Genomic DNA, 23,473 nt, shown 5'->3' with positions numbered 1-23,473 from the left:
GCTTTTTTGTCTTTGTAAAAATACCGTATGGTATTCAACGAACCTCAATTTGTCGGTTCAAAAACTCAATAAAAACTACTCCGAAAAAACTGATGTAATCGCCACATGGTTAATGTGCGTATTCATTCATATAAAAATATTACACAAAGGAATCTTAATGACGTCCACGCCGTTATTGTCATTTTCATTAATTGCGCTTTCTCTTGCCGCTAGTTTTTCAAACGTATCCCAAGCCGCTGATAGCAAAGATATTGAGCGTATTGAAACCACCACATCGCGCATTGCGGGAAATGATAATAACGTAGGATACGTTGTATCTTCCGTTACCGAAGAAACACTTAATCTACTGTCGTTTCAGCATATTCAGGAGTCTTTAAATTATATTGCTGGTGCTGGTGTACAGCGAGGCAATGGCCAAGAATATCTACCCGCATTGCGCTCGCCTGTGCTCACAGGAGCAGGGGCATGCGGCGGAATTTTAGCTGCTGAGAACGGTATTCCCCTTCGTGCCGCTGGCTTTTGTAATATTAACGAGCTGTTTGAAGCTCATGGTGAAATGGCGTCGCGCATAGATGTTATTAAAGGGCCAGCTTCAGCGCTTTATGGCTCGAATGCTATCCATGGTGTGCTTAATGTAGTAACGCCAGATACAACGCGAGGCGGCGGGTTTGTTGGTTTAGATTATGGGTCGTATGGCTTTCATCGCGTAAAACTTCGACAAGGAAAAAACTTTGGAGACAGTGGCATAGGAATAAATGCCAGCGTAACGCGCGATACTGGCTATCGAAACGACGAAGGCGTAGACCAAGAGAAAGTGAACGTACGTCATCGAGTCGATTTTGACAGCCTGTCAGTAACAAGCGGACTTACCTATACAAATTTAGATCAAGAGACAGCGGGCTATATAACTGGTTTTGAGAGCTATAAAGATGAAGACATAGCGCGCAGTAACCCTAATCCAGAAGCGTTCAGAAAGGCAAAAAGTTTACGGTTATGGAGCAAAGCAGATTGGTTATTTGATAATGGAAACGCGCTGTCTATTACTCCATATGTACGCAATCAATCTATGGACTTTAGAATGCATTTTTTGCCGGGTAAGCCCCTTGAACAAAATGCCCAGGAAGGCGTTGGCGTTCTTTCACAATACAACTATATCGTTAACGACTCGTGGAATATCGATCTTGGTTTGGATGCAGAACACACTCAAGGAGAACTGATTCAGTCGCAAGACAGCGAGACCATAGGCTCAGCGTTTTTGGTTGAGACTGTGCCGGTTGGAAAACATTACGACTACGAGGTTGATGCCACCTTAATAGCGCCATTTTTTGCTTTTAACATGCAGCAGGGAAAGTGGGATGTTTCTGTAGGCGGGCGTTTCGAAAGTATGCGCTACGACTATACTAACAATATGAATGTGGGACGGTTAAGAGAAGACGGTACGCAGTGCGGTTTTGGTGGTTGCCGATATAGCCGACCAGAAAGTGGGGAAAATGATTTTGATAATTTTAGCCCCAAGCTTTCTATGCAATATACCTTGTCGAGCGAAACACAATTGTATGGCGGTATTTCAAAAGGATATAGGGCACCTCAGGCGACCGAACTTTATCGACTTCAGCGGGCACAAGAGGTTACCGATCTTGAGTCTGTCGACGCCACCAATGTAGAAGTGGGATTAAGGAGCAGTATGGCAAGCGGTAGTTATGTGCTATCGCTATATAGCTTACGCAAAGACAATGTGATTTACCGCGACAGCGATTTTTTCAATGTCAGTAACGGGGAGACGTGGCATAGAGGTGTTGAGCTTACTGTAAATTACGCCATTAACTCTCGTCTGCGTCTCGACTTCGCCGGTACCTACGCTGCGCATACCTATGAGCACGACCAGCTGTCGGGTGAAATAAATATAAAAGGGAACGATATGGATACCGCTCCCAACCTGTTACTCAACACACGTTTACAGTATTCACTCACCGACGATATTGAAACGCAGCTTGAGTGGCAGCATGTGGCTAGCTATTTTACAGACCCTGAAAACGCAAATGAGTACGATGGTCACAATCTTTTGCATGCCCGCGCAAGTTATGAAATGTCTGAGCAAATAACCTTGTATGCTCGCATTAACAACTTACTTGATGAAACCTATGCAGAGCGTGCTGACTTTACTTCTTTTACCGGCGATCGCTATTTCCCAGGTCGTCCGCGTAACTTTATGTTGAGTGCAACCTTCACAATGTAGCGCTTATTGTAACAACCCGAGCGTTGATACATGGAACCAACACTAGCAGGTGAATAACGATGCAAAAGATAGTGATAGTGGGTGGCGGAGCCGGCGGACTTGAATTAGCAAGTCGCTTGAGTAGAAAGTTGGGGAGTAAAAATAAAGCCGATATTACGCTAGTTGATAGAAGCCGTACTCATGTGTGGAAACCCCTTTTACACGAGGTGGCCGCAGGCGTGATAGATAAGCATTCTGACGGTGTAGATTACGCCATTCATGCTGCCAATCATCACTTTCGTTTTCAGTTAGGTGAGATGTGCGCTATCGATGCCGAAGCTAAAACTATTTCTCTCGCTCCCCTTATCGACGACGCTGGCCATGAAATACTTCCTAAGCGCAAGGTAGATTATGACCAGCTGGTTATGGCTATTGGCAGCGTAAGTAATGACTTTGGTACGCCAGGTGTAGCGAAACACTGCTATTTTTTAGATTCGCTTGTTCAGGCGGAACAATTCCACCGGGCTCTGCTCAACCAGCTTATTCGCATTAACCAACAAGAAGACAGCGAAGCGGGCATTAATGTGGCAATAGTGGGGGCAGGGGCGACTGGAACTGAACTAGCGGCTCAGTTACATCATGTAGCGAACTTATCTAAAGCGTACGGTATGCCAAATATGTCTGCATCTCGCCTTAAGATAACGGTAATAGAAGCCGGTGAGCGGATTTTACCTGCGCTACCTGAGCGTATAGCGAATACGGCTCGCCAGGCGTTAAATGATTTAGGCGTTGTTATTAAAGAGCAAACAACAGTGGCCGAGGCCGACAGTAAAGGGCTGATCACCAAAGATGGCAATCGCATAAGTGCTGATTTAATGGTGTGGGCAGCAGGAGTGAAGGCGCCAGATTTCGTTACCAATACGGGTATTTTTGAAACTAACAAGGCCAATCAAATTCTCGTTGATGAGCAGTTGAGAAGTACAACCGATAAAGCCATTTGGGTACTGGGAGACTGTTGTGGTGTTCAGCAAGACAACGGTAAATGGGTGCCTCCCCGTGCTCAGTCTGCACATCAAATGGCTGACATCGTTGGGCATAATATTGCTGCGCTCATTAATGGCAAAAAAACAAAAGCGTTTGTTTATCAAGATTATGGCTCGCTAGTTCATTTAAGCAAGTACAGCACCGTCGGAAGTTTAATGGGCTCGTTGTCAAACGGCAGTATGTTTATAGAAGGGCGGCTGGCTAAGTTGGTTTACGTATCTTTATATAACATGCACCAGTTTGCCGTTCACGGAAAGTTAAGAGGGGCATTAAAGCTATTGGTGAAGAAATTAAGCCACGCTATGAGTCCCAAGCTAAAACTTCACTAGTATTTTTAATACCAATCCATGCGGACTGGTATAACACTATCCGCCTTTGCTTTGTTGAGGCATAGCTATTTATGCAGGAATTATTTATTAAGGAATAACTTGTGAAAAAAAGCCCACATCTGATGCGGGCTTTTGTCATTGCTAACTAGTTACTAATCTCAAAGCGTCACTTCCGGTGCTTACGCCAATGAAACTAAGAGAGCCAAAGGCGTTGCATTACTGCTTAACGCCTTCAACGTGTAACTCTAACTCAACGGTTTGTGATGCAGGGCCAAGGTCATAATCAATACCATAGTCTTTAAGTGCAATTTCTGTTGTGCCCATAAAGCCCGCGCGATATCCGCCCCATGGATCTTTACCTTCGCCAATTTTCTTAGCACTAATCGTTATAGGCTTAGTGACACCGTGTAGTGTGAAGTCGCCCATAACATCCATCATGCCATCGCCCTTTTCCACAATTTTTGTGCTGACAAATTTGGCCGTCGGGTACTCATCCACATCTAAAAAGTCATCGCCTTTTAAATGTTTGTCTCTTTCAGCATGGTTAGAGTCAACACTGTCGGTGTCTATATTTACCACAATGCTCGCATCGCTAGGTGCTTTGTCGTCGTAGCTAAAGGTACCTTCAAAGTCGTTAAAACGGCCCGTTAGCCATGAATACCCCAAGTGCTGAATTTTGAAATTAATTGATGCATGAGCACCCTTGCTGTCAATAACGTAGTCTGCTGCGTGAGCAGAACTTAGAGAAAGTGCTGCTGCAAGTGCCAGAGTTAACTTCTTCATTAGTATCTCCTTAGTGAAAATTAGCGAAGCCGTAACATCTGCTTCAATGTATTGTCTTTATTGAAAAAATGATGCTTTAACGCTGCTATTGCGTGTAAAGCGGCAGTAACGATAAGAGTCCAAGCTAGATAGAAGTGAATATCTCCAGCAATGTCCTCTTGGTTGTCGATAAGTTCGCCAATACTCGGTACGGCAAACCAGTTGAAAATATCGATAGGGCGACCATCTGCTGTGGATATGAGATAGCCTGATACAAACATGACTAAAAGCAGCGTGTACAAGGCAATGTGACCCAGTTTGCTCGCTTTTTTCTCAAATGCATTTCCATGTGTTGGCGGGCGAGAATAGACGACCCGCGATAACAGTCTCACAATGGTTAAGGCAAAAAGCGTAAGACCAATGCTTTTATGCCAGTGAGGCGCCGTATTATACCAATCGCTATAATAGGTGAGATCTACCATCCATAAACCAGACGCAAACATTCCTATTACCGCAAATGCAGTAAGCCAATGGAGAAGCAAAATAACTCTCGGCCATCTCGTCATAACTAAATCCTTACTACTCTTCCTTCGCGCCCAACATGTATGTTGTTAAATAGCGTATACCCTAAACTTAAGAATAAAAATTTGTAAAAACGCAATAAATCATTCTTTTTTCTAGAATGTTGCCTATGCTCTAAAGCAAGTAATGGTTATTTCAGACAGCCCTAACCGACTTTCGACGTGCATTGAAACTCTTTCAACGTAAGTCACGGGTTTAAAGTTTATTTATTGTTAATAAATATTTTTGCAAACTGGCTCGATTTTAGCTGCATTAGTATTGATCAGAGCGAAAAATGAAAAACAATAAATCTAAAAGTGAGGTTAAACATGAGCAAAACGCCATTTCCCGCTAATGTGGTAACAAAAGCGTTCACGTGGGCGTATCAAGAATTAGGTTTAAATATAACGCAGGTTTCTGAAATACTTGGTATTTCTACACGAGAACTTGCCGAAAATACCCTGGCAGGATTCGAAAATAGCGCGCCAGCATATCGCAAGCAGCTGTCTTTTATTCGAATGTATTATTTACTCAGTGCCATGTCAAAAGCGGACACTGAACAAATGCAAATGTGGTTTTACAGTTACAATATAGCTTTTGGAAGCTCCCCAGCAGACACTTGCGTTCAACACGACGGCGTTGAAATGATTTGTGATTATCTTCGCTCGCTTAAGAAAAGTGATGCACACGAGCAGTTTTCTCCCATATTAGCCAAGCATGCCCAAGGCGATGGCACTGTATTTCAAAAAATGACGACTCACTGATAAAACGCCTTCTCTAGTGAACCTTATCGTTAACAGCATTAATAAAATCGGCGCAATGTTGGGGTTGAGTAATAGGGATCATATGTCCTGCACCTTCGATAATTTCTGATACTGCCCCTGAAACAGCACTTACTACTGGCTGAATGTGGCTGTTGGGCTCTAAGATTGTATCTGAGCCACCGTACAGCACACCTACAGGGCATGTTATACCAGCATATTCCGGCACTTGCCTTTTTAAACTACCCTGCGCGGCTACCGTGTCTTTACTCCCCTCGTAAAAACATCGCGAGTGTAATGCTAATGCCCCGCCTTCACGCTTAACAAAGCTTGGTGGGATGGATTCAGGATGGAATATCTGCGCCAATTGTTTACTGCCGAATTTCACTCTGAAAGGGCTCGCTAAAGTTTTGGATATCCCCTTTCTCAGAATGCCATTTGGGATATAGAGTATGGATAGCGGCCCCGCGCCTTTATTTAATGGCGCGGTGAGTGGGCATAACAATGAAACAGCTTTAATGCGCTCGGGGGCGTCTATTGCCATTCTCAGTGAAATTCCCCCGCCCATTGAGTGGCCAACTAAGTAAGCACTGTTGATGCCGACTTTATCCATCCACTCCAATATCATGCTGCTTTGCTTTTCAAACGACGCTGACGCAGTGCTAGAACGCAATGAAAAACCGTTGCCAGGTCTGTCTATACTGTAAACTGTATAGCGTTTAGCTAGTAACGAAGCCAAGTTCGCAAAATTTGCACTGTTTCCCAATAACCCATGAATCAAGATAAGGGCGGGGCCGCTTCCCTGTTGCTGCCAATGAATAGTGCCTTCTTTTACCGTTGTTAACTTCCCAGGCGCAAAAAAGCTCTTTTCAATTTTTTTGTCAACGCTAGATGTGAACCAAAAAAGAAGAGCAATGATACAAATTAAAATTAATAGCGCGATAAGCATAATCAGCCCTGAGCGTAAAAGGAATTAATAAATAAACAGTGTATGTGACGTTAGATGATACTCTAATACGTTGAACATACGATAAAGGCGCAGAGTTTAAATAGGAAATGGTATGGAAAGGAAGATTACATCATCGCTGTCTATAGACGACAGCGAAATAGAAATGCAAGCAATTCGTGCTCAAGGCGCGGGTGGACAAAACGTAAATAAAGTAAGTAGTGCCATTCATCTTCGCTTTGATATTAATGCCTCATCACTGCCTGAGGCTATAAAGTCAACGCTGCTTTCAGCGAGAGATAAGCGCGTTACTACCGATGGTGTTTTTGTGCTTAAAGCGCAAAATTATCGCACTCAAGAGCAAAATAAAGACGATGCCATTGAACGCCTGCTTCATTGGATCAAAGCGGCAACGATAAAGCAAAAGCCGAGAAAGCCTACGCGAGTGAGTCGCGCGGCCAAGGCGCGCAGAGTAGACGCGAAAAAGCTGCGTGGAGTCAAAAAATCACTGCGCAAAAAAGTGGATATTTAAGCATCAATATAATACGATATACAACTGCGGTTATGTCATTTTGTAAGACAATGGAAAAAATCAGTAATCTTAAATAGTTACGTTTTAAACACTCGAATAAAGTATTTAAAAATGTACCTAAATATGTTCTTTCTTTAATGAGAATCCATATAAGCACAGCAGGATAGCAAAAAATGACACGTTCAGAAGTAATCCCAATGGTGCTGTTTGCTGCCATTGTATTTTGTCTTGGTATGAATACACCTCAAGCAGCAAACGAAATTATTGCTCGCCTTTTCAATAAATCTATCTCAAATACCGAGCTCCAGCCTTCTTCCGAGGATGTTGAGCGATTCCAATCTATGCTTACTGATAAATCAGAAAAAGAGGTTCGCGATATACTCGCGCAACGAGCACTAGGAAGTAAAATAACCGAATCTGTGCTTGCTGATTTTGCACAAAAAAATGACATAGTTCCGGAAGATAGTGAAATTCAGTCTGCTTATTCAGTAATAAAACTATGGACGGTGGATTTAGATAACGCGGACGACTATGCAGAGGAAGAGCTAGAGCGTTATCGCATGGCGTTGGCGCAGAGTATGGCGAAGAGCTGGAAGGTTTCCAAAGCGCTTTATGAGTCTTATGGTGGCGATGTTGTGTTTCAGCAAGATAACCCGCTTACACCAGTAGGGGCTTATCAGCAGCTGTTTGAACAATATCGCGAAAAAGGTGATTTTGTTATCTACGACCCTATTTTCAAAGCTGCATTTTGGAGTTCTGTGCGTATGAAATATGCAAAAACTCAGAACCCCGATGAAATAGACTTTTCTCTTCCTTGGTGGGAAAAAAGCATGAGCGCATCCAGCGAGCAAGAAAAATAGCTCTACTCTTCCTTATAAAGAAAGAGTAGAGGTCGAAGGATATTTTTTAATTTAAATAGCCATCAACTTCCCGCTCAGCTTCATCTCGACTTTTGCCATATGCCTGCTGAACCTTACCAATTAATTCTTCTCTGCGACCGTCAATTTTATCTAGGTCGTCGTCGGTAAGTTTGCCCCATTTCTGTTGCACTTTACCTTTCATTTCCTTCCAATTACCTTCAATAAGATCACTGTTCATAATGCATTCTCCTTATCAATATGAATTTGAGATAAACTGGTCAACTTAAGCACCAACCTAACACTCACTATAGATGAAGCAATGCCTGTTCCATGATGTATTTGCTTGTATTATATGAACTTTTTATGTTTCTATGCTCTGTTGCTTAACTATATATTGCAGTTTCTACAAATTCTTGAAAATTCTGCATGCCAACAGTTCATCTAAATAAGTACTCACGACTGCTCACATCCCACTTGGCCAAATTAGCTTTCTGCTAGCGCCTTAGCATAGGCTTCACTATCTTGGCGTTTATCGATTTTGTGCTGATCTTCGCTGCGGCCTTTTTTCCAGTAGCTACTGATATAAAGCTGTTCGTGAGGCAGGCTTTTTTCGTCTTTAAGCCAGCGTCGTATATTACGCATGTCCGAAAACTCACAGGCTATCCAAACAGCGGGCTGGCCCTCATGCCAAGTAAGTGACGAAATGGTTTCAGTTAAAGATGATTTTATTTCCCAGATAACATCAACGGCTTCGGGAGTTTCCAATGAAACGATATCATCATTATGCTCGATGGATATAACGGCGTAACCTTTTGCATCTTTTGGAAGGGAGGCGAGATGATTTCTTATGCTTGGCAATGCTGTTAAATCGCCTGCCAGCAGTACCCAATCGTATGACTCACTAAGGCCTTTACTTGTGCCTGGACCAGCGATCATTATTTTATCACCTACTTGAGCATTTACCGCCCAAGCAGCCGCAGGTCCAGTTAGCCCATCGGTTGCATGGCGTACCATATCCACGGTTATCTCAGGCTTATCTGGGTTTACACTATTAACAGTATAAGTGCGCATAGCGAAATTTCCTTTCTCGCCAGGAGAGATTAAAGGGCGGCCATTGAGGTCAAACATTAGTTTGATATAGGCACCAGGGGTAACTGCAGGGAATGCGTTAAGCTCTTCCCCACCTAAATGAACCCGTTGAATGGAAGGGGAAATACGGGTAGTTTTGATCACTTCTGCAAGGCGCGGACTTGGTTTTGGCATCACTGTCTCCTTTAGTTGATGTTTCACATTCTAGATGATAATGATTATCATTAATATGTGAAAAATGTTGACAATAATCCACATTAAGTTCGGCTTTTTAGAAAGCGCTTAAAAAAAAGAAAATAGGAAAGAGAGAGAATAGCAAAAAAGAAGCGAGAAAAGAAAAAGGGGCGAAACGCCCCTTCAAAAAACACAATATCACTTGGAAAACACATACACACTACACAAAATCGAACACTCAACGACTCCGTGTATAAAGTAAGATAGCGGTTTATCAAAAAGGTTCCGCATTTTTTTAAATAATTAGGTAACTTTTTAAATACGGTTTATTACTCCTTGTAACTAAGGGCTCTGGCGCGAATTCGAGCGCTTTATTTGTTTTAGCGTTACGAGAATAACAATGGAAACAATGGCCATAAGTGCACTTGAAGCGGCAAATGGAAGCGCAATATTTTGTTGATACAAAAAAGCAGCAAGTGGAGGACCCACAATATAACCCATTGCAGTAGTTGCGGTAATTAAACCGGTTATTGATGCTTGCTGAGACTTGGCGCAATAAGTAGTTGCTGCTGCAGCAAGTGAGGGATACGCCATGCCCATACCTAAGCCCATAACAGCCATGCCTATATATGAAACAGCAAAACTCTGTTGAAAATACAAAATAAGATAGCCTAGGGATAATAAAGGAAGGGCTAAGGACATCATGATTTCTTTACTCAATCGCGCCCTTTGCACAATGGTAAACTGAACGGTTAATGACGTGACTGCACTCATCATCATTGCAAACCCAACTAAGCGAGCAGCTTCTACAGGGCTTTTTCCATAAAAATCGATAAAGAAAAAGCCCATGGTTTGCTGCATCATTGCCATAGCTGCAAATACACATACACAGCTTGCTACAAATACATAGGGAACACGGGTTGGCTTATCTTCTAGAGCGACCGTAGGCACTTTTTGTTCAGTGGAGTTTTGCGGCGGTAAAACCGGTAACTTATAAAGTACGAGGGCAAATGCCAACAGGGTGAGCACCACTATGCTATAAAGTGGGGCCAAAAGACCAAATCCAACTAACAAGCCTGCGTAGGCCGGCCCTATGATCTGACCCACATTGCTGGCAGATGTTACTTTACTAATTGCACTAACGCGCAGTGCTGGGGCACTAATTGCCACAGCATAGCCAACCGCAGACGGTGGCGTAGCCGACATGATTGTAGACTGCAAACTTCGGCTTATGAGCAATGCTAAAAATAAATTAGTTCCGCTGATAATGCCTGAAAATCCAGCCATCCACGCACTCGCAAAAGCAAACGTTCCCGCGCTATAGCCTGCAAGGCCTATAAGCAATGTACGCTTGAACCCAGCTCGTCGCGCTACTCTGCTCCACACATTGGTACCGATAGCAAAAATAAGTGCCGAGCTCGACATGATTGTCGCTATATGAAATTCAGATAAATTCGCTTGCCGGCCCATTGATGGCAGCGTCGCTAGCATTACACTTTGTCCTACCGAAGTGGCAAGCATGGCGCAGAACAACATTCTAAATACGACAGGAGAAGAAGGCTGCAAAGTAGTTAACCTAAATAGAGGATATTGCAAAGAACGCATATAATAGCATGAACTCGCTTTCATTCTTTTGAGCAGGCAAAAAAATACCCGCCAAAGGCGGGCAAAAATCAGAGTTGTGTAAAGACCGGGATGGGTCTTTGTGGGGAGAGGGCAGTCGTCTGATGACAACTCATTGATAAAATCGATGACTTTATCAATGTCCTCGTTATGGTCCGGCTGAAGTAACACACATTCTTCAACCAGTCCAAATAGGTAACATTCCTTCGTAGCATGCGACATCAATGTCGAAACTTTCGATGAGGGTACTGACAATCTTAGTCATTTTCCGTATTAACCAAGGTTGCTGCATCCTGCTCAGTTTGCTGGTTTTATTCCAACCCAACCGCATCATCGATGAGTAATGCAACGTAAAACAATTTCCTTAAGCGGTGCTGAGTAAATTCCATTTTCCGTGGATGACGCAATCCTTATATCGTGACAATCGTCTTCCATCAAAGCTCGCTATTTCGTAATATGGACTCTCCATTTCAAAAGCCTTCCTGGCTTCATATTACGACTCTTGTTATCCGCTAGTCTAATTTATGCTTTATTCGTGCCAAGCAATCATCTTTTGTTTTTGTTTTGGTATGTCATTGTTTTTAAATGTTTTTATTTTATTTTGAAGATGTTTGGGGGCTGGCGTGGCAAGGTAAGTAAAGTAGAGAGTGTAAATTTTTCTTAATGTTGTGTTGCTTTTTACACACGGCTTAAGCGCATATTACCTTACTCCTTCCAGTTGTTTTAGCTTGGTAGAGAGCGGCATCTACCTTTTGAAGTATTGAAGAAGATGTTGCTTGATTTTGTAATAGGGGAAAACTTAATTTATCAAACGCCACAGTCGTTATGCCTCAAAAATATAGGTGTGTGATAGCGTTCGCTTTTTCACACACATCTTTATATCATCCTCGCTTAACCCGCTGTTTTTAAGAATTTGGCGTGCTATGGATTTAGACGATATGGTGCTGTGCTCGTCTAATAAAGTATCAAGGGCTTTCATTACATATCTTGGCGTAGCCATGGCATTTCACCATTTGCGTTGAACGAATTTTAAACGCCTTAGAGGGCAGGTTTGATCACCCCCATGTTGATTATGTGTTGCCGCTTTTTTTGGAGAGACCTTGTTTGAATATTTTTTATGAACTCATAACAGCAGGTGGTGCACTGAGCACTTTAAGCGCTACTTTGCTTATAGTGGCTTCATTTTTTACCTCCTTGATTACAGCATCTCTGGGAATAGGCGGTGGCGTTCTGCTATTAGCTATTCTAGCCTCAACCTTGCCATTAACTGCGCTTATTCCAGTTCATGGCCTGGTTCAGCTTGGCTCAAACGGGAATAGAGCGTTAATGACCCGCACGCATGTCGATAAACAAATCGTCATGTACTTTAGTTTTGGTGCCTTACTAGGTGGCATTTTGGCATCATTTATTGTTGTGCAGCTTCCTTTGGTGTTTATTCAGTTTGCGGTTTCTGGGTTTATCCTTTTTATGGTGTGGGGAAAGAAACCTAAAGCGCATGAACTATCTCCCATTGGGCGCAGCATTGCAGGGTTTATTACCACAATCCTCTCCATGTTCGTGGGGGCAACAGGGCCTTTAGTTGCTGCATTTGTTCATCGTAGTGTTGCTGACAAAATGCGTATTACCGCAACACTCGCAACCTGTATGACTATCCAACATGCGTTGAAAGCATTCGTTTTTCTCTTTGTGGGGTTTTCTTTTGGTCAGTGGGGCGGTGTTATTGTTGCCATGATTGCAAGTGGTGCATTAGGTACTTTTGTTGGGTTACGAGTGCTCAAACGCGTGCCAAACGAAACCTTCAATTGGTTGTTTAAAGCCGTTATTACCTTACTTGCAATTAGGTTGCTATGGCAGGCGATACAAAATGCAGGCCTATTATAGTGGTCGGAGTTTTAGCAAAATTTATTTTACTTTGTTTTTATACTGATATCGGCTTTTTGAAGCTTTCTGTACAAGGTTCTCACGCTTACATTGAGTGCTTTGGCAAGTTCTTCCATGCTGCCGCTGTAGTGCTGACACACCTTTTTTAGATAGAACTCTTCTGCCTTTTCAAGCGTTGTAACTGCATTGAGTATCAGGTTCTCGTCCATATCAAGCGTGGGCTGTTTTGCTACCAGAGCCGAGCTTTTGCTTAATTCTGCATGTTTTTTAGGTGCAGTGCGTAAAACTGTATCAGGAAGGTCGTATTCACCAATTACAGACTCATTAGACAGCAACGCAGCTTGCTCAATAATGTTTTTCAGCTCTCTAATATTGCCAGGAAAAGCGTAGTGCGTGAGCCGCTTAATAGCGTTTTTATGAAGACGTTTTTTATCTGAAAGGTTTCTTAAAATATGCTCAGCTAAAAGTGGAATGTCTGTTGGGCGCTCTCGAAGGGCCGGTAACGTTATTGGAAACCCAGCAATTCTATAATACAAATCTTGCCTAAACTCTCCTGTTTGAACCAAGGCATAGATGTCTTTATGCGATGCACAAATTAATCTGAAGTTTGCTTTTTTTACAACCGTGCTGCCAACTGGGCGATAGGTTTGTGTTTCAAATAAACGGAGCAATTTAACCTGCATGCTTAAAGGCACGTCTCCAATTTCATCGAAAAACAAGGTGCCGCCTTCGGCAGCGTCAACCAACCCTTTCTTATTTGACGATGCTCCTGTGAATGCCCCTTTTTCATAACCAAAAAGCTCGCTTTCAAATAAGGTGTCGGTAAGGCCGGTACATTCAATAACCACAAAGGGCTTCTCTGCGCGGTAACTCGATGAATGCAAGGCTTGTGAAACCAGTTCTTTTCCAGTTCCCGTTTCACCTTGTAATAGCACCGCAATATCAGACTTTGCCGCTCTATTGATCTTGTTCAGCATGGCTTTAAACGCGTCAGACTCGCCAACCAATTTTCCTTTTGAGGGTGTGTTAGACGCAAATGCCAACTTATCTAAAATTTCTAAATAACCTATCAAGTCTCCTTGACCATCGAAAATAGGGCGCATAAGAATATCGCAATAACTTTGCCCTTCATTGGTGGAGTGAATATGTACAGCACTTGCAACCTTTCCCGTTTCTTTGCTTTCCTGCATAGGGCAAGTCTCGCCACATTCGTTGCAAGGTTTGCTATTGCGGTGTGACACCTGATAACAGGTACTGAAACCCAGCTTGATATTTACAGGATAGGTGTCTTTATACGGTTTGTTGACCGCCTCTATGACATAGTCGGGGCTAATAAAAATGGCCGGTTTATCGATGGCGTCGATCATGGCTTGAATGATAGAAAAATTCATATCCTGCTTGCACTATATTCCGTTGGTTGCCACATCGTCTTTATTCTCATTTTTATATGGGTTTTTAGCAATGTTGTTGGTATTACTTTCACTTTCTGTAAAAGAGTTTTGAGCCCGAAATTTGCCGCTTAGCTCTATCAATGCCAGATAGTATCTGTGTCCACAATTAAAAATGCTAGCACATTGGCACGTCGCTTGTTTACTAAACACTTAAGCTCACCTTTCATAACGCTTTTTTGATAGTTGCCTGTTGAGAGCAAACTATTGATAAAAACTGTTCGACGAAAGTTTTTCGTCATAAGCCTTATGAATTGGTATAAACAACGAATACGAACTAATCAACGGGTGAAAAAATGAAAAATGAAGTAAAGGTATTATCGGAAAAATGCGATAAACAAACGAGCCACTCAAATAAACTCAATCTAGCCAATTTATCAAAATACATATGTTTTGCATTGGTGGGCTTTAGCAGCATAGCTAGTGCGGTACAGCAGACTACAACAGATCTCAATGAACAAGATAACCGCAATGAAGCGCGTGCTCACGCGAAGGAGCTCGGAAGCAATCTAAAAACGCGCTTGCAAGAGGCAATAAAGCGCGGAGGCCTAGAGGTAGGAGTCGAGGAGTGTAAATTAGTAGCAGAACCCATCGCTCATTCTTTAAGTAAAGAGGGATGGACGGTGGGTAGAACGGCGCTAAGGGTAAGAAACCCAAATAATAAACCCGACGACTGGGAAACGGCACAGCTTATAAAGTTTGCTGAGCAACTGTCTGAAAATGTCACTGGTCCCTTAGAGGCTACCCACGTTGATGGGAAGACCGGCGAATTTCGCTATATGAAGGCTATCACCACTGGGCAAGTGTGTACGGCGTGTCATGGTGAACAAGTGTCCCCCTCTGTGTTAAGTGCGATTAAAAAGGCATACCCTGAAGATGAAGCCACCGGCTTTAAGCCTGGCAGCTTGCGCGGCGCGTTCACTTTAAGATACTCACCAACAGATGCTGAGTAAGGCATAGTCTTGTTACCTCTAACTATTCCAGTTTGCCATTTTTGTCACTTTTTTGACAAAAATGGCGGTAATATTTTCTCGCTACCTTGCGTTGGATCAAAATTCCCCCGTCTTCTAGGTGCAATATTTTCACTCAACAGTGGGGGCATAGTGCTCTTATCTGTGATGAGAAAGCCGAAAGAACGATAACTTTGCGACTGCTACTTAAAAATAGGGATAGCTCGCAACAGTTTTTGCAACAGGCTAATTGACTAACATTATTGTTAAGTGTGTAAAGCGCACCGAAGATACGAGGGAGAAGACCCATGAGCGATACGTTAATAGAACTATCGCGGTGGCAATTTGCGTTAACCGCAATGTTCCACTTTATATTTGTACCCCTAACGCTGGGGCTTAGCTTTTTACTAGCCATCATGGAGTCGGTTTATGTTATGACCGGCAAAGAGATATACAAGCAGATGACTCAATTTTGGGGCAAGTTGTTTGGTATTAACTTCGCTATCGGCGTGGCTACAGGCTTAACGATGGAGTTCCAGTTCGGTATGAACTGGTCGTATTACTCACATTACGTGGGTGATATTTTTGGCGCTCCGCTTGCTATTGAAGGCCTAATGGCGTTCTTTTTAGAATCGACATTTGTGGGTCTCTTTTTCTTCGGCTGGGACAAAATGTCTAAGGTGAAACACCTTATGGCTACTTGGCTGGTTGCCATTGGCTCAAACTTCTCTGCACTGTGGATCTTAATTGCCAATGGCTGGATGCAATACCCAGTTGGTGCTGACTTTAACTTTGAAGCCATGCGCATGGAAATGACCAGCTTCGCAGAAGTTATATTCAATCCGGTAGCACAGGTGAAATTTGTCCACACAGTCTCAGCAGGTTACGTCACTGGTGCTATCTTCGTATTAGCTATTTCTAGCTACTACTTACTCAATCATAAGCATATTGCTTTTGCCCGTCGCTCGTTTGCCATTGCGGCAAGCTTTGGTTTAGCGGCCACATTGTCAGTCATCGTACTTGGTGACGAAAGTGGTTATGAGCTAGGCGATGTCCAAAAAGTAAAATTAGCTGCGGTAGAAGCCGAGTATGAAACTCATCCAGCGCCAGCGCCATTTACTGTATTTGGCTTGCCCAATGATGAGGAAGAAAAAACCGAGTACGCGCTTCAAATACCATGGGCTATGGGCATTATTGCAACACGCTCATTAACGGAAGAAGTCTCTGGAATAAAAGATCTTAAAGAGCAAAATAAAGAGCGAATTCTTGAAGGAATAAAGGCTTACGAGTTGCTAGATAGTGTAAGAGATGGCTCCGCCACAGAGCAGGAGCGTGCAACGTTTGAAGCACACAAAGACAGCTTGGGTTACGCTATGCTTCTTGAGCCTTACACCAATGATGTTTCAAATCCTTCTGAAAAAGCGTTACAGCAAGCGGTAGACTATAGTATTCCGCCAGTAGCTCCTTTGTTCTGGAGCTTCCGACTCATGGTGGCGTCTGGCTTTATCATGCTAGCGCTGTTTATCTGTGCCTTCTACTACAGCACAAAACACCGGATTACTCAGCCTCGCTGGCTATTAAAAGCGTCTTTGTTTAGCTTGCCCCTTCCTTGGGTAGCGAGTGAAGCGGGATGGTTTGTTGCTGAATATGGACGTCAGCCATGGTCAATAGCTGAAATACTTCCTGTGCATGCATCTGTTTCAAATCTCGCGGTTAGCGATGTAGTTACTACTATGGTTGCATACACCGCCTTTTACACTGTGATGTTCATTATTGCTTTCTACTTAATGAAGAAGTTTGCCAAAAAAGGTCCGGTTCCACCTGAAGAAACACAAACTGAATCTGATCTTGATTTAATCGACCTAGACAATCAGGGAGCAAAAGTATGATTGATTATGAACTGCTTCGCGTTATTTGGTGGTGTTTGGTGGGTGTACTGCTTATTGGTTTTGCCGTTACCGACGGTTTTGACCTAGGAGTAGGGGCACTGCTAACGCTTATTGGAAAAAATGACAAAGAACGCCGTGTAATGATAAACACCATTGGTCCCCACTGGGACGGTAACCAAGTGTGGTTCATCACAGCAGGCGGTGCCATTTTTGCAGCTTGGCCGCTTATCTATGCCACTGCGTTTTCTGGCTTCTACCTTGCGCTTGCGCTAACGCTTATTGCTTTATGGATGCGGCCTATTGGTTTTGACTACCGCAGCAAGCTACCAAACCCTCAGTGGAGAAAAGCGTGGGATTGGGCGTTATTTGCCGGTGGTATTATTCCATCACTTAACTTCGGTGTGGCGTTTGGTAACTTGTTATTAGGCGTACCTTTTGAGATGGACAATACCTTACGCTCTACCTACACAGGTTCGTTCTTTGGGTTACTCACGCCATTTGCACTGGTAGCGGGTCTGTTGTCTGTGGCAATTTTACTTAACCACGGTGCCACATGGTTGCAAATGAAAACTGATGGATTCATTGAGGTTCGGGCGCGAGTGGTATCTATCGTTTTAAGTTTAGTCGGGGTTGCGCTTTTCGTTCTCGCAGGTATTTGGGTGGCGTTCTTAGATGGCTTTGTGATTACCTCTGCCGTTGATACGTTAGCAACATCTAATCCTTTGAAAAAGGAAGTGGCTATTGAAGCGGGAGCATGGTTAAACAATTACCGCGACTACCCATTAACGCTTATAGCGCCAGTACTAGGTGTTGTTGGTGGGCTGGCTTGTGCATTTTTCTCTAAAAAGGGCAATGCAGGAATGGCGTTTGTATCTAGTGCGTTATTCATTGCAGGCGTCATCTTGACTGCTGGTGTGTCTATGTTTCCATTTCTAATGCCAAGTATCACTATGCCAGCGGCAAGTCTAACGGTATGGGACGCTACATCAAGCCACTTAACACTTAATGTAATGTTCATCGTTGCTTGCATCTTTGTTCCAATCGTTCTTGGCTACACTGCCTACAGCTTCTATGTCATGCGCGGTCGTATCAAAAACGACGACTTAGACCAATCTCACACTATTTATTAAGGAGGCAACAATGTGGTATTTCGCTTGGATACTTGGAGTATTACTTGCCTGTTCTTTTGGCATTATTAACGCCATGTGGCTTGAGTCTACTGAAAATATGGACCGGCCCGAGGACGCAGACTAACACAGTGTGAACTGTGAAAGTGTAAGAGGTGCAGTCCCCTTAGTAAAAGTAAGGGGCTGCATTGTGTTTTTAACTATGTGTTTTTAACTATGTGTTGGCAGCAATGTAAACACAAACAAAACCATAGCATTAAAAGAGCAAACAGTGACTAAAGAAAAGGTTCCCAACCGGCAAACACTGACAACTTGGCGTAAACTGCTTGATGAGTCGCACAAGCTTGGTGTGCGTGCATCACAATTGCGCCTTGTGGTAATTAAGTGTTTGTCGCTTTTTTCTTTGATCATTGGGTTCTATTTTTTCTCCCATATTGCCCATGACTGGGTGGTGAACAAGGCCCACGGAGCAAATACACATATTATCGGAATGGCCCTTTCTCTCTTTTGTTCTTGGTTGCTTCAAGGACTGTATAATCAGCAGTCTATTGTTAGTAAAACCAACATGCTATCCAAATTAGAGACAGCGTTAACAGCGGTTTTTTCTGCGCGTCAGCACGCATTGGTTCGGCAGCAAACGGCGTTTTACTGGCAGTCGCTATGGCAAAAACAATTGCATGACTTAACCGATTGGGCACTAGAATATAGCGTACAACAAACTATCGCAGTAATAGTGCCGCTTTTCGCGTTGGCGGTAATATTCTTTGTGAATCCGGTTATCGGTGCTGGGCTATTGGTCACACTTCCAGTTGTGCCCTTGTTTATGATCATTGTGGGTAAAGGAGCAGCTGCGCTTCATCAAAAACATTTCATCGCATTATCCCGTCTTGGCAGTATGTTTACCGACAGGCTTGCGGCGCTGCCTATGCTGTCCACCTTTCAGGCTCATGAAAGGCAAACCGGTTTACTCAAAGAGGCAAGTGACACCTTAAACTCACGCACCATGAAAGTGGTGAGTGTTGCGTTTTTATCAAACAGTGTACTGGATTTTTTTGCCACGCTTTCTGTGGCGTTAGTGGCGGTTTTTATAGGTTTTACATTACTGAATGAGCTTAATGTTGGCCCTGACATTACCCTACAACAGGGCCTGTGGATTTTACTGGTCGTTCCCTTACTACTAAGTGAAATGAAAAAACTGGGTCAAATTTATCACCAAAAAGCACAGGCAGAATCTGCAATGGAGACGATCGCGCCGGTGTTAGGTAGCTACTCCCCAAGTGTTGAAGCTAAGGGATATGAAGATAAGGGAGGCACTGAAGAAAGTACTGAAGAAAGCACAGACTCAGCCCAAGCGCGCGGCTCGCAAACAGAGGTAGCAACAACAAGTTCAGCGTCAGTCGAAAATGGGAATGGATTTTTGGCGAATGAATTTGCGGTATTTGATGAAGTGGCTGACCCAATGCAATACAGCCCATCTCTATTAACAGCGCAAACTCTCGCGTTTAATCAAGGCGATTGCATATTACTCAGTGGACGTTCGGGAAGCGGCAAAACGCTGCTTTTAGAAGCATTGGCCGGTCAGCGCCGGGCATCACATCGTTGTGAGTGTTCATCAATATGGTTAACTCAGCATCCTGTCATTTTGCCAGGTAATGTGAGAGAGAACCTATGCTTACATGATGAGTATTGTGATCAGCAGCTCATCGCCATCTTAGAAAAAGTAGAGCTATCTGATTGGCTCAAACAGTTACCTTTCGGTTTAGATACGGTAATGACCGACTACCCGCTGCTTTCAGGAGGAGAGGCGCAGCGCCTAAGCCTAGCGAGAGCGCTGTTGCGAGACCGTCCTTTATGGTTGCTTGACGAGCCCACGGCTCACCTGCCCGACGATCAGCATTGCCGCCTTGCACAACTAATTTACCAACTAACTCGCGATAAAACAGTGATATGGGCTTCCCACAAAGCGCTGCCAGCAGATTGGTTCACTGGTTTCTGGCACATTGAAAACAAGCACGTTATAGATAAAACCGAGTTAGGTCATCGAAGACCACCGGGAGAGGAGCAGCAGTTAACATGAGCAATGAAAGCAAACCTGCGTATATAACTTTATTGCTTGCTATGCTTCACGCTGCAGCTGGGCTGAGTATTTTGGTTATCTCTTCATGGTTTATTGCTATAAGCGCAATTGCGCCCGTTGGGTTTAATTATGTTATTCCTGCCGTTGTCATTCGAGGGTTAGCGTTACTTCGTATTGCATCCGGTTATGCCAGCATGTGGGTAGGACATAAGGATCTATTAGCGCGAATTGCGACCGTTAGAATGGATGTTTTTTCTCAGCTACAGAACTGTCAATTAGAAGATAAAGCATCGTCGACTGAAGCATTAGCTCAGCATACAGAAGTGCTTGCAAGTAAATGGATTGCGTGGGTTTCTCCTTTGTCTAGCGTCCTCTTCATATTCACGGTGATGTGTATAGCCGCGTTATGGACTAATCTCCCTGGCGCTGTTTATCTTGTTGCCTTGTATAGCGCATGGATTATTTTACTTACATTTCAATGGCTGAGTGCATTAGCCACCGCTCGTGAAAATACTTACGCAACGAAAGAGTTTAGACGTGCATCCTCACATTTTTTAGCGGCAAGCCCCATTTGGCACTTGAACAGAAAAAAGGCCGCTGAACATGCACCAAGCGCAATGCCTGTATGGCGACAGCAGTTTAACCAAAAGAAAAAGACTTCACACACAATGTGGATGTTTCAAGGTGTTGCCTTTGCGCTTGCTTTGCTATTGATGGCAGGCTTATTGCCATTTTCTGAGGTCGCCGTCTTCGCTCCCATTGCGCTTATAGTTCCTATGGTGCTGTTAGCTGCACCGGATTGGGCATCGGCAAGCTTTAATGCAGTTGCAAATGCCGCGCAGCATCAACAGAGCAACAACGCGTTAAATTGTTTGAGTACATCGCCCATACAGCAATTGGCAGAAAAGCCTGTTTGTACGTCGCTACAACTTAATCACTTTGCAGCGAAAAATCGCTCTACGGTGCCGGTAACAGTAAGTTTACCTTCAACAGGTGTGGTAACCATAAGCGGTGTGTCTGGCTGTGGAAAATCATCTCTTTTGCAAGCAATAGCTGGTTTATTGCCTGCTGAAGGTGAGCGTAGGGTTGATGATCATGCCATATCAGAAGGGATGGTAAAGCGCTGGCTTTATGTAGAGCAAGATCCCATCATTTTATCTGGCAGTGTGAAAATGAATTTAGACCCCGCAGGGAGTGATATCGCGCAAGATACTATGTGTGAGTTATTAGAAGAGTTGAGCCTCGACACTATTTTGCCGTTAACCAATTGGGTTGGTAAATCCGGCAGGCAACTATCTGGCGGTGAGCGAAAACGCCTTGCCTTTGCGCGAGCTGTATTAGCTAACCCGCTGGTGTTAATGGTAGATGAGCCATTTGAGGGCCTTGATATAAAAACCCAAGAGCGAGTTTGCAAATTACTTGAAAAAGAGGCGCAAAGTAAATTAGTTATCGTAGCCTCTCACGTACTACCGACATCTCTATCTATCGATAAACACATTGTGCTGGAAGAAGCGAGTATTAAAAGTGTGAACCAGCATAAGCGTCAGTTCGCTTAATGCATTACTATTCACGTTAGGCTTACATGGCTAGCTAATTTATCCGGCTAGCTAGTTTATCCGGATAGCTCACTCGGCTAATTTACCTAGATTGGAAATTTTCAGTGATTTGCTCAAGTGTTCGCCCTTTTGTTTCGGGGAAGAACCGCACCACTAAAGCAAGGCTTACGAGCGCAAATATACCGTAAATAAAGAAAGTGGCGGCAGCGCCAAAGTTCATTAACTCCCAAGGGAAAACTAGCTGTACTAAAAAGCTGGTTAATGAGTTAATAACCCCCACCAGTGATATGGCAATTGCTCTGGTTTGGTTAGGAAAAATTTCTGCCAGCATGGCCCACATAACTGGGCCGAGAGAGACCGCAAAAGACGCCACAAACGCAATGATACCAAACAGCACCAGCGGCGCATTCATAGAGATACTGCTATTTAGAATAAGCTGCTGGTGGTTATCGTATTGTGCGGTAGTGAGTGTTCTTTGCAGACTTTGTTTAAATTCAACATCTGAGTAATACACTTTGCCTTCCACAGCCAGCAGCTTTTCTGCAAGCTGAGGGGCAACAATTTGAATTTCTGCTATATCCCCTGATTCAATTTCATAAGTTGCCTGTTTAAAGCCATAGGCGCACACCGTCATGCTGATGGCTACACCGCAAAGGCCAACAATAAGCAGTGGTTTTCTGCCCCATTTATCAATGGTAAGCATAGCGACTATCGTAAAGGCTACATTCACCATGCCAATCCATACGGCTTGCATGAATGCTGCATCGGTACCCACACCACTTTGTTCAAAAATAGTAGGGGCATAAAAAAAGATAACGTTAATGCCAGTAATTTGCTGCGCAATGGCTAAAGTGATACCCACAAATAGCGGATATCGCATAGTTTTTGCGTTCAGAAACCCCAGTCGCTCTTTAAGCGACCATGTCTTTTCGGAAAGAGACGATTGAATATCGTTTAACTGACTCTTTGCCTCTTCGGCATCGAAAAGCGCAAAAATGGTTTGCTTGGCCTCTTCCGTTTTTCCTTTGAGCAGCAGCCAGCGGGGGCTTTTAGGTACGAAGAAAAGAAGTGTGAACCACAAAACTGCGGGTATGGTTTCTAAACCAAGCATGTAGCGCCAAGTGTGGGTGTCTATTCCAAGCTCTTTCACCCAGGAGATGTCGCTATTACTCAACTGCAAAAAGTAGTAATTACTGAAGTATGAAAGGGCAAAGCCCAGCACAATATTGAGCTGATTCACCGACACCATTTTACCGCGGTGTTTCGCCGAGCTTATCTCAGAAATATAAACAGGGGCAATAATGAGTGAGCAAAAGGCAATACCACCGATGAAACGCGCCAATACAAGAAGGGCATAGTTTGGCGCTAACGCAGAGCATATTGCGGAAATGAAATACAACATCGCAACAATAATAAGCGCTTTACGCCGTCCTATTGCATCGCTTATTGCACCTGCAAACAGCATGGAAAATAGTGCCCCAAGGGTAGGAGAACTCACCACAAAGCCCTGTTGCCAATCTGTGAGCGCAAACTCTACGTCAATAAAACCAATAGCGCCCGAAATAACACTGGCATCAAATCCGAAAATAAAGCCCCCCAAGGAGACAATAAGTGTGTAATAGAGCGAAGTCGGCACGGTTTTTAGCATA

The 23,473-nt window shown here is 43.6% G+C and carries 21 protein-coding genes; 12 read left to right on the top strand and 9 right to left on the bottom strand.

The window, feature by feature from the left end; genetic code table 11:
• Positions 1-157 precede the first annotated feature (157 nt).
• Both BM528_RS17295 and BM528_RS17290 read left to right on the top strand, forming a co-directional pair.
• Positions 158-2,236 (top strand): TonB-dependent receptor, encoded by a 2,079-nt coding sequence (locus BM528_RS17295; protein WP_071980907.1) that lies wholly within the window; start codon positions 158-160, stop codon positions 2,234-2,236.
• Between the two features lie 59 nt (positions 2,237-2,295).
• Positions 2,296-3,588: an NAD(P)/FAD-dependent oxidoreductase gene (locus BM528_RS17290; protein WP_071980906.1), complete on the top strand. Its 1,293-nt coding sequence runs from the start codon at positions 2,296-2,298 to the stop codon at positions 3,586-3,588.
• Positions 3,589-3,804: 216 nt separating this feature from the next.
• Here BM528_RS17290 and BM528_RS17285 read toward each other — a convergent pair whose 3' ends face one another.
• Positions 3,805-4,371 carry a YceI family protein gene (locus BM528_RS17285; protein ID WP_071980905.1) on the bottom strand — a complete coding sequence of 189 codons (567 nt, stop codon included), beginning with the start codon at positions 4,369-4,371 and terminating at the stop codon, positions 3,805-3,807.
• A gap of 20 nt (positions 4,372-4,391) precedes the next feature.
• Positions 4,392-4,916 (bottom strand): cytochrome b, encoded by a 525-nt coding sequence (locus BM528_RS17280; RefSeq protein WP_071980904.1) that lies wholly within the window; start codon positions 4,914-4,916, stop codon positions 4,392-4,394.
• 324 nt (positions 4,917-5,240) lie between these two features.
• Between BM528_RS17280 and BM528_RS17275 the strand changes: the two genes are divergently transcribed.
• Complete coding sequence (locus BM528_RS17275; protein WP_071980903.1) at positions 5,241-5,675, top strand: hypothetical protein; 435 nt, start codon at positions 5,241-5,243, stop codon at positions 5,673-5,675.
• A gap of 13 nt (positions 5,676-5,688) precedes the next feature.
• Here the strand turns inward: BM528_RS17275 and BM528_RS17270 are convergent, their stop codons facing one another.
• A complete protein-coding gene (locus BM528_RS17270) occupies positions 5,689-6,621 on the bottom strand; it encodes an alpha/beta fold hydrolase (RefSeq protein WP_071980902.1) in 933 nt (310 codons plus the stop codon).
• Positions 6,622-6,733: 112 nt separating this feature from the next.
• Between BM528_RS17270 and arfB the strand changes: the two genes are divergently transcribed.
• Positions 6,734-7,150 carry an alternative ribosome rescue aminoacyl-tRNA hydrolase ArfB gene (gene arfB / locus BM528_RS17265; RefSeq protein WP_071980901.1) on the top strand — a complete coding sequence of 139 codons (417 nt, stop codon included), beginning with the start codon at positions 6,734-6,736 and terminating at the stop codon, positions 7,148-7,150.
• Positions 7,151-7,323: 173 nt separating this feature from the next.
• Positions 7,324-8,010, top strand: a complete 687-nt coding sequence (locus BM528_RS17260; RefSeq protein ID WP_071980900.1) for a SurA N-terminal domain-containing protein — start codon at positions 7,324-7,326, stop codon at positions 8,008-8,010.
• Positions 8,011-8,056: 46 nt separating this feature from the next.
• Here the strand turns inward: BM528_RS17260 and BM528_RS17255 are convergent, their stop codons facing one another.
• The 4 genes from BM528_RS17255 to BM528_RS18585 all read right to left on the bottom strand — a co-directional run bounded on the left by BM528_RS17255 (position 8,057) and on the right by BM528_RS18585 (position 11,896).
• Complete coding sequence (locus BM528_RS17255; protein WP_071980899.1) at positions 8,057-8,248, bottom strand: CsbD family protein; 192 nt, start codon at positions 8,246-8,248, stop codon at positions 8,057-8,059.
• Between the two features lie 245 nt (positions 8,249-8,493).
• A complete protein-coding gene (locus BM528_RS17250) occupies positions 8,494-9,273 on the bottom strand; it encodes a siderophore-interacting protein (RefSeq protein ID WP_071980898.1) in 780 nt (259 codons plus the stop codon).
• Between the two features lie 342 nt (positions 9,274-9,615).
• On the bottom strand, positions 9,616-10,839 hold the full coding sequence (locus tag BM528_RS17245; protein ID WP_232230520.1) for an MFS transporter: 1,224 nt from the start codon (positions 10,837-10,839) through the stop codon (positions 9,616-9,618).
• Positions 10,840-11,719: 880 nt separating this feature from the next.
• Positions 11,720-11,896 carry a hypothetical protein gene (locus BM528_RS18585; RefSeq protein WP_156844088.1) on the bottom strand — a complete coding sequence of 59 codons (177 nt, stop codon included), beginning with the start codon at positions 11,894-11,896 and terminating at the stop codon, positions 11,720-11,722.
• A 104-nt stretch (positions 11,897-12,000) separates the two neighbouring features.
• On the opposite strand from BM528_RS18585, the gene BM528_RS17240 reads away from it, so the two are divergent.
• Positions 12,001-12,777, top strand: a complete 777-nt coding sequence (locus BM528_RS17240; protein ID WP_071980896.1) for a sulfite exporter TauE/SafE family protein — start codon at positions 12,001-12,003, stop codon at positions 12,775-12,777.
• Positions 12,778-12,803: 26 nt separating this feature from the next.
• Here BM528_RS17240 and BM528_RS17235 read toward each other — a convergent pair whose 3' ends face one another.
• Positions 12,804-14,144, bottom strand: coding sequence for a sigma-54 interaction domain-containing protein (locus BM528_RS17235; protein WP_071981388.1), 1,341 nt, complete (start codon positions 14,142-14,144; stop codon positions 12,804-12,806).
• Between the two features lie 377 nt (positions 14,145-14,521).
• Here BM528_RS17235 and BM528_RS17230 point away from each other — a divergent pair, with 377 nt between their 5' ends.
• From BM528_RS17230 to BM528_RS17205, 6 genes are all read left to right on the top strand, one after another.
• Entirely contained in the window at positions 14,522-15,178 is a 657-nt protein-coding gene (locus tag BM528_RS17230; RefSeq protein WP_083595335.1) for a Tll0287-like domain-containing protein, read from the top strand.
• A 305-nt stretch (positions 15,179-15,483) separates the two neighbouring features.
• On the top strand, positions 15,484-17,064 hold the full coding sequence (locus BM528_RS17225; protein ID WP_071980895.1) for a cytochrome ubiquinol oxidase subunit I: 1,581 nt from the start codon (positions 15,484-15,486) through the stop codon (positions 17,062-17,064).
• The gene (cydB, locus tag BM528_RS17220; RefSeq protein WP_071980894.1) at positions 17,061-18,194 is read left to right on the top strand and encodes a cytochrome d ubiquinol oxidase subunit II; all 1,134 of its coding nucleotides are present in this window, start codon (positions 17,061-17,063) and stop codon (positions 18,192-18,194) included. Before BM528_RS17225 ends, cydB begins: the two co-directional genes overlap by 4 nt.
• 10 nt (positions 18,195-18,204) lie before the next feature.
• Complete coding sequence (cydX, locus tag BM528_RS17215) at positions 18,205-18,318, top strand: cytochrome bd-I oxidase subunit CydX (protein WP_032097673.1); 114 nt, start codon at positions 18,205-18,207, stop codon at positions 18,316-18,318.
• Positions 18,319-18,462: 144 nt separating this feature from the next.
• A complete protein-coding gene (locus BM528_RS17210) occupies positions 18,463-20,268 on the top strand; it encodes an ABC transporter ATP-binding protein/permease (protein WP_071980893.1) in 1,806 nt (601 codons plus the stop codon).
• On the top strand, positions 20,265-21,824 hold the full coding sequence (locus BM528_RS17205) for an ATP-binding cassette domain-containing protein (RefSeq protein WP_071980892.1): 1,560 nt from the start codon (positions 20,265-20,267) through the stop codon (positions 21,822-21,824). The genes BM528_RS17210 and BM528_RS17205 overlap by 4 nt, the downstream gene beginning before the upstream one ends.
• An 82-nt stretch (positions 21,825-21,906) precedes the next feature.
• Here BM528_RS17205 and BM528_RS17200 read toward each other — a convergent pair whose 3' ends face one another.
• Positions 21,907-23,472 carry a sugar porter family MFS transporter gene (locus tag BM528_RS17200; protein ID WP_071980891.1) on the bottom strand — a complete coding sequence of 522 codons (1,566 nt, stop codon included), beginning with the start codon at positions 23,470-23,472 and terminating at the stop codon, positions 21,907-21,909.
• Position 23,473 lies beyond the last annotated feature (1 nt).

It is taken from the genome of Alteromonas sp. RW2A1 (assembly GCF_001886475.1).
GTDB classification, from domain to species: Bacteria; Pseudomonadota; Gammaproteobacteria; order Enterobacterales; family Alteromonadaceae; genus Alteromonas; species Alteromonas hispanica.
Note: the sequence above shows the minus strand (reverse complement) of the source record. Positions and strands in the feature narration are given on the sequence as shown.

Excerpts from the sequence above, each read along its gene's own strand:
- cydX (WP_032097673.1), top strand. The coding sequence starts at position 18,205 with ATGTGGTATTTCGCTTGGATACTTGGAGTATTACTTGCCTGTTCTTTT.
- cydB (WP_071980894.1), top strand. The coding sequence starts at position 17,061 with ATGATTGATTATGAACTGCTTCGCGTTATTTGGTGGTGTTTGGTGGGT.
- BM528_RS17275 (WP_071980903.1), top strand. The coding sequence starts at position 5,241 with ATGAGCAAAACGCCATTTCCCGCTAATGTGGTAACAAAAGCGTTCACG.
- BM528_RS17250 (WP_071980898.1), bottom strand. The coding sequence starts at position 9,273 with ATGCCAAAACCAAGTCCGCGCCTTGCAGAAGTGATCAAAACTACCCGT.
- BM528_RS17270 (WP_071980902.1), bottom strand. The coding sequence starts at position 6,621 with ATGCTTATCGCGCTATTAATTTTAATTTGTATCATTGCTCTTCTTTTT.
- BM528_RS17225 (WP_071980895.1), top strand. The coding sequence starts at position 15,484 with ATGAGCGATACGTTAATAGAACTATCGCGGTGGCAATTTGCGTTAACC.
- BM528_RS17280 (WP_071980904.1), bottom strand. The coding sequence starts at position 4,916 with ATGACGAGATGGCCGAGAGTTATTTTGCTTCTCCATTGGCTTACTGCA.
- BM528_RS17295 (WP_071980907.1), top strand. The coding sequence starts at position 158 with ATGACGTCCACGCCGTTATTGTCATTTTCATTAATTGCGCTTTCTCTT.
- arfB (WP_071980901.1), top strand. The coding sequence starts at position 6,734 with ATGGAAAGGAAGATTACATCATCGCTGTCTATAGACGACAGCGAAATA.
- BM528_RS17230 (WP_083595335.1), top strand. The coding sequence starts at position 14,522 with ATGAAAAATGAAGTAAAGGTATTATCGGAAAAATGCGATAAACAAACG.
- BM528_RS17290 (WP_071980906.1), top strand. The coding sequence starts at position 2,296 with ATGCAAAAGATAGTGATAGTGGGTGGCGGAGCCGGCGGACTTGAATTA.
- BM528_RS17255 (WP_071980899.1), bottom strand. The coding sequence starts at position 8,248 with ATGAACAGTGATCTTATTGAAGGTAATTGGAAGGAAATGAAAGGTAAA.
- BM528_RS18585 (WP_156844088.1), bottom strand. The coding sequence starts at position 11,896 with ATGGCTACGCCAAGATATGTAATGAAAGCCCTTGATACTTTATTAGAC.
- BM528_RS17235 (WP_071981388.1), bottom strand. The coding sequence starts at position 14,144 with ATGATCGACGCCATCGATAAACCGGCCATTTTTATTAGCCCCGACTAT.
- BM528_RS17285 (WP_071980905.1), bottom strand. The coding sequence starts at position 4,371 with ATGAAGAAGTTAACTCTGGCACTTGCAGCAGCACTTTCTCTAAGTTCT.
- BM528_RS17200 (WP_071980891.1), bottom strand. The coding sequence starts at position 23,472 with ATGCTAAAAACCGTGCCGACTTCGCTCTATTACACACTTATTGTCTCC.
- BM528_RS17205 (WP_071980892.1), top strand. The coding sequence starts at position 20,265 with ATGAGCAATGAAAGCAAACCTGCGTATATAACTTTATTGCTTGCTATG.
- BM528_RS17260 (WP_071980900.1), top strand. The coding sequence starts at position 7,324 with ATGACACGTTCAGAAGTAATCCCAATGGTGCTGTTTGCTGCCATTGTA.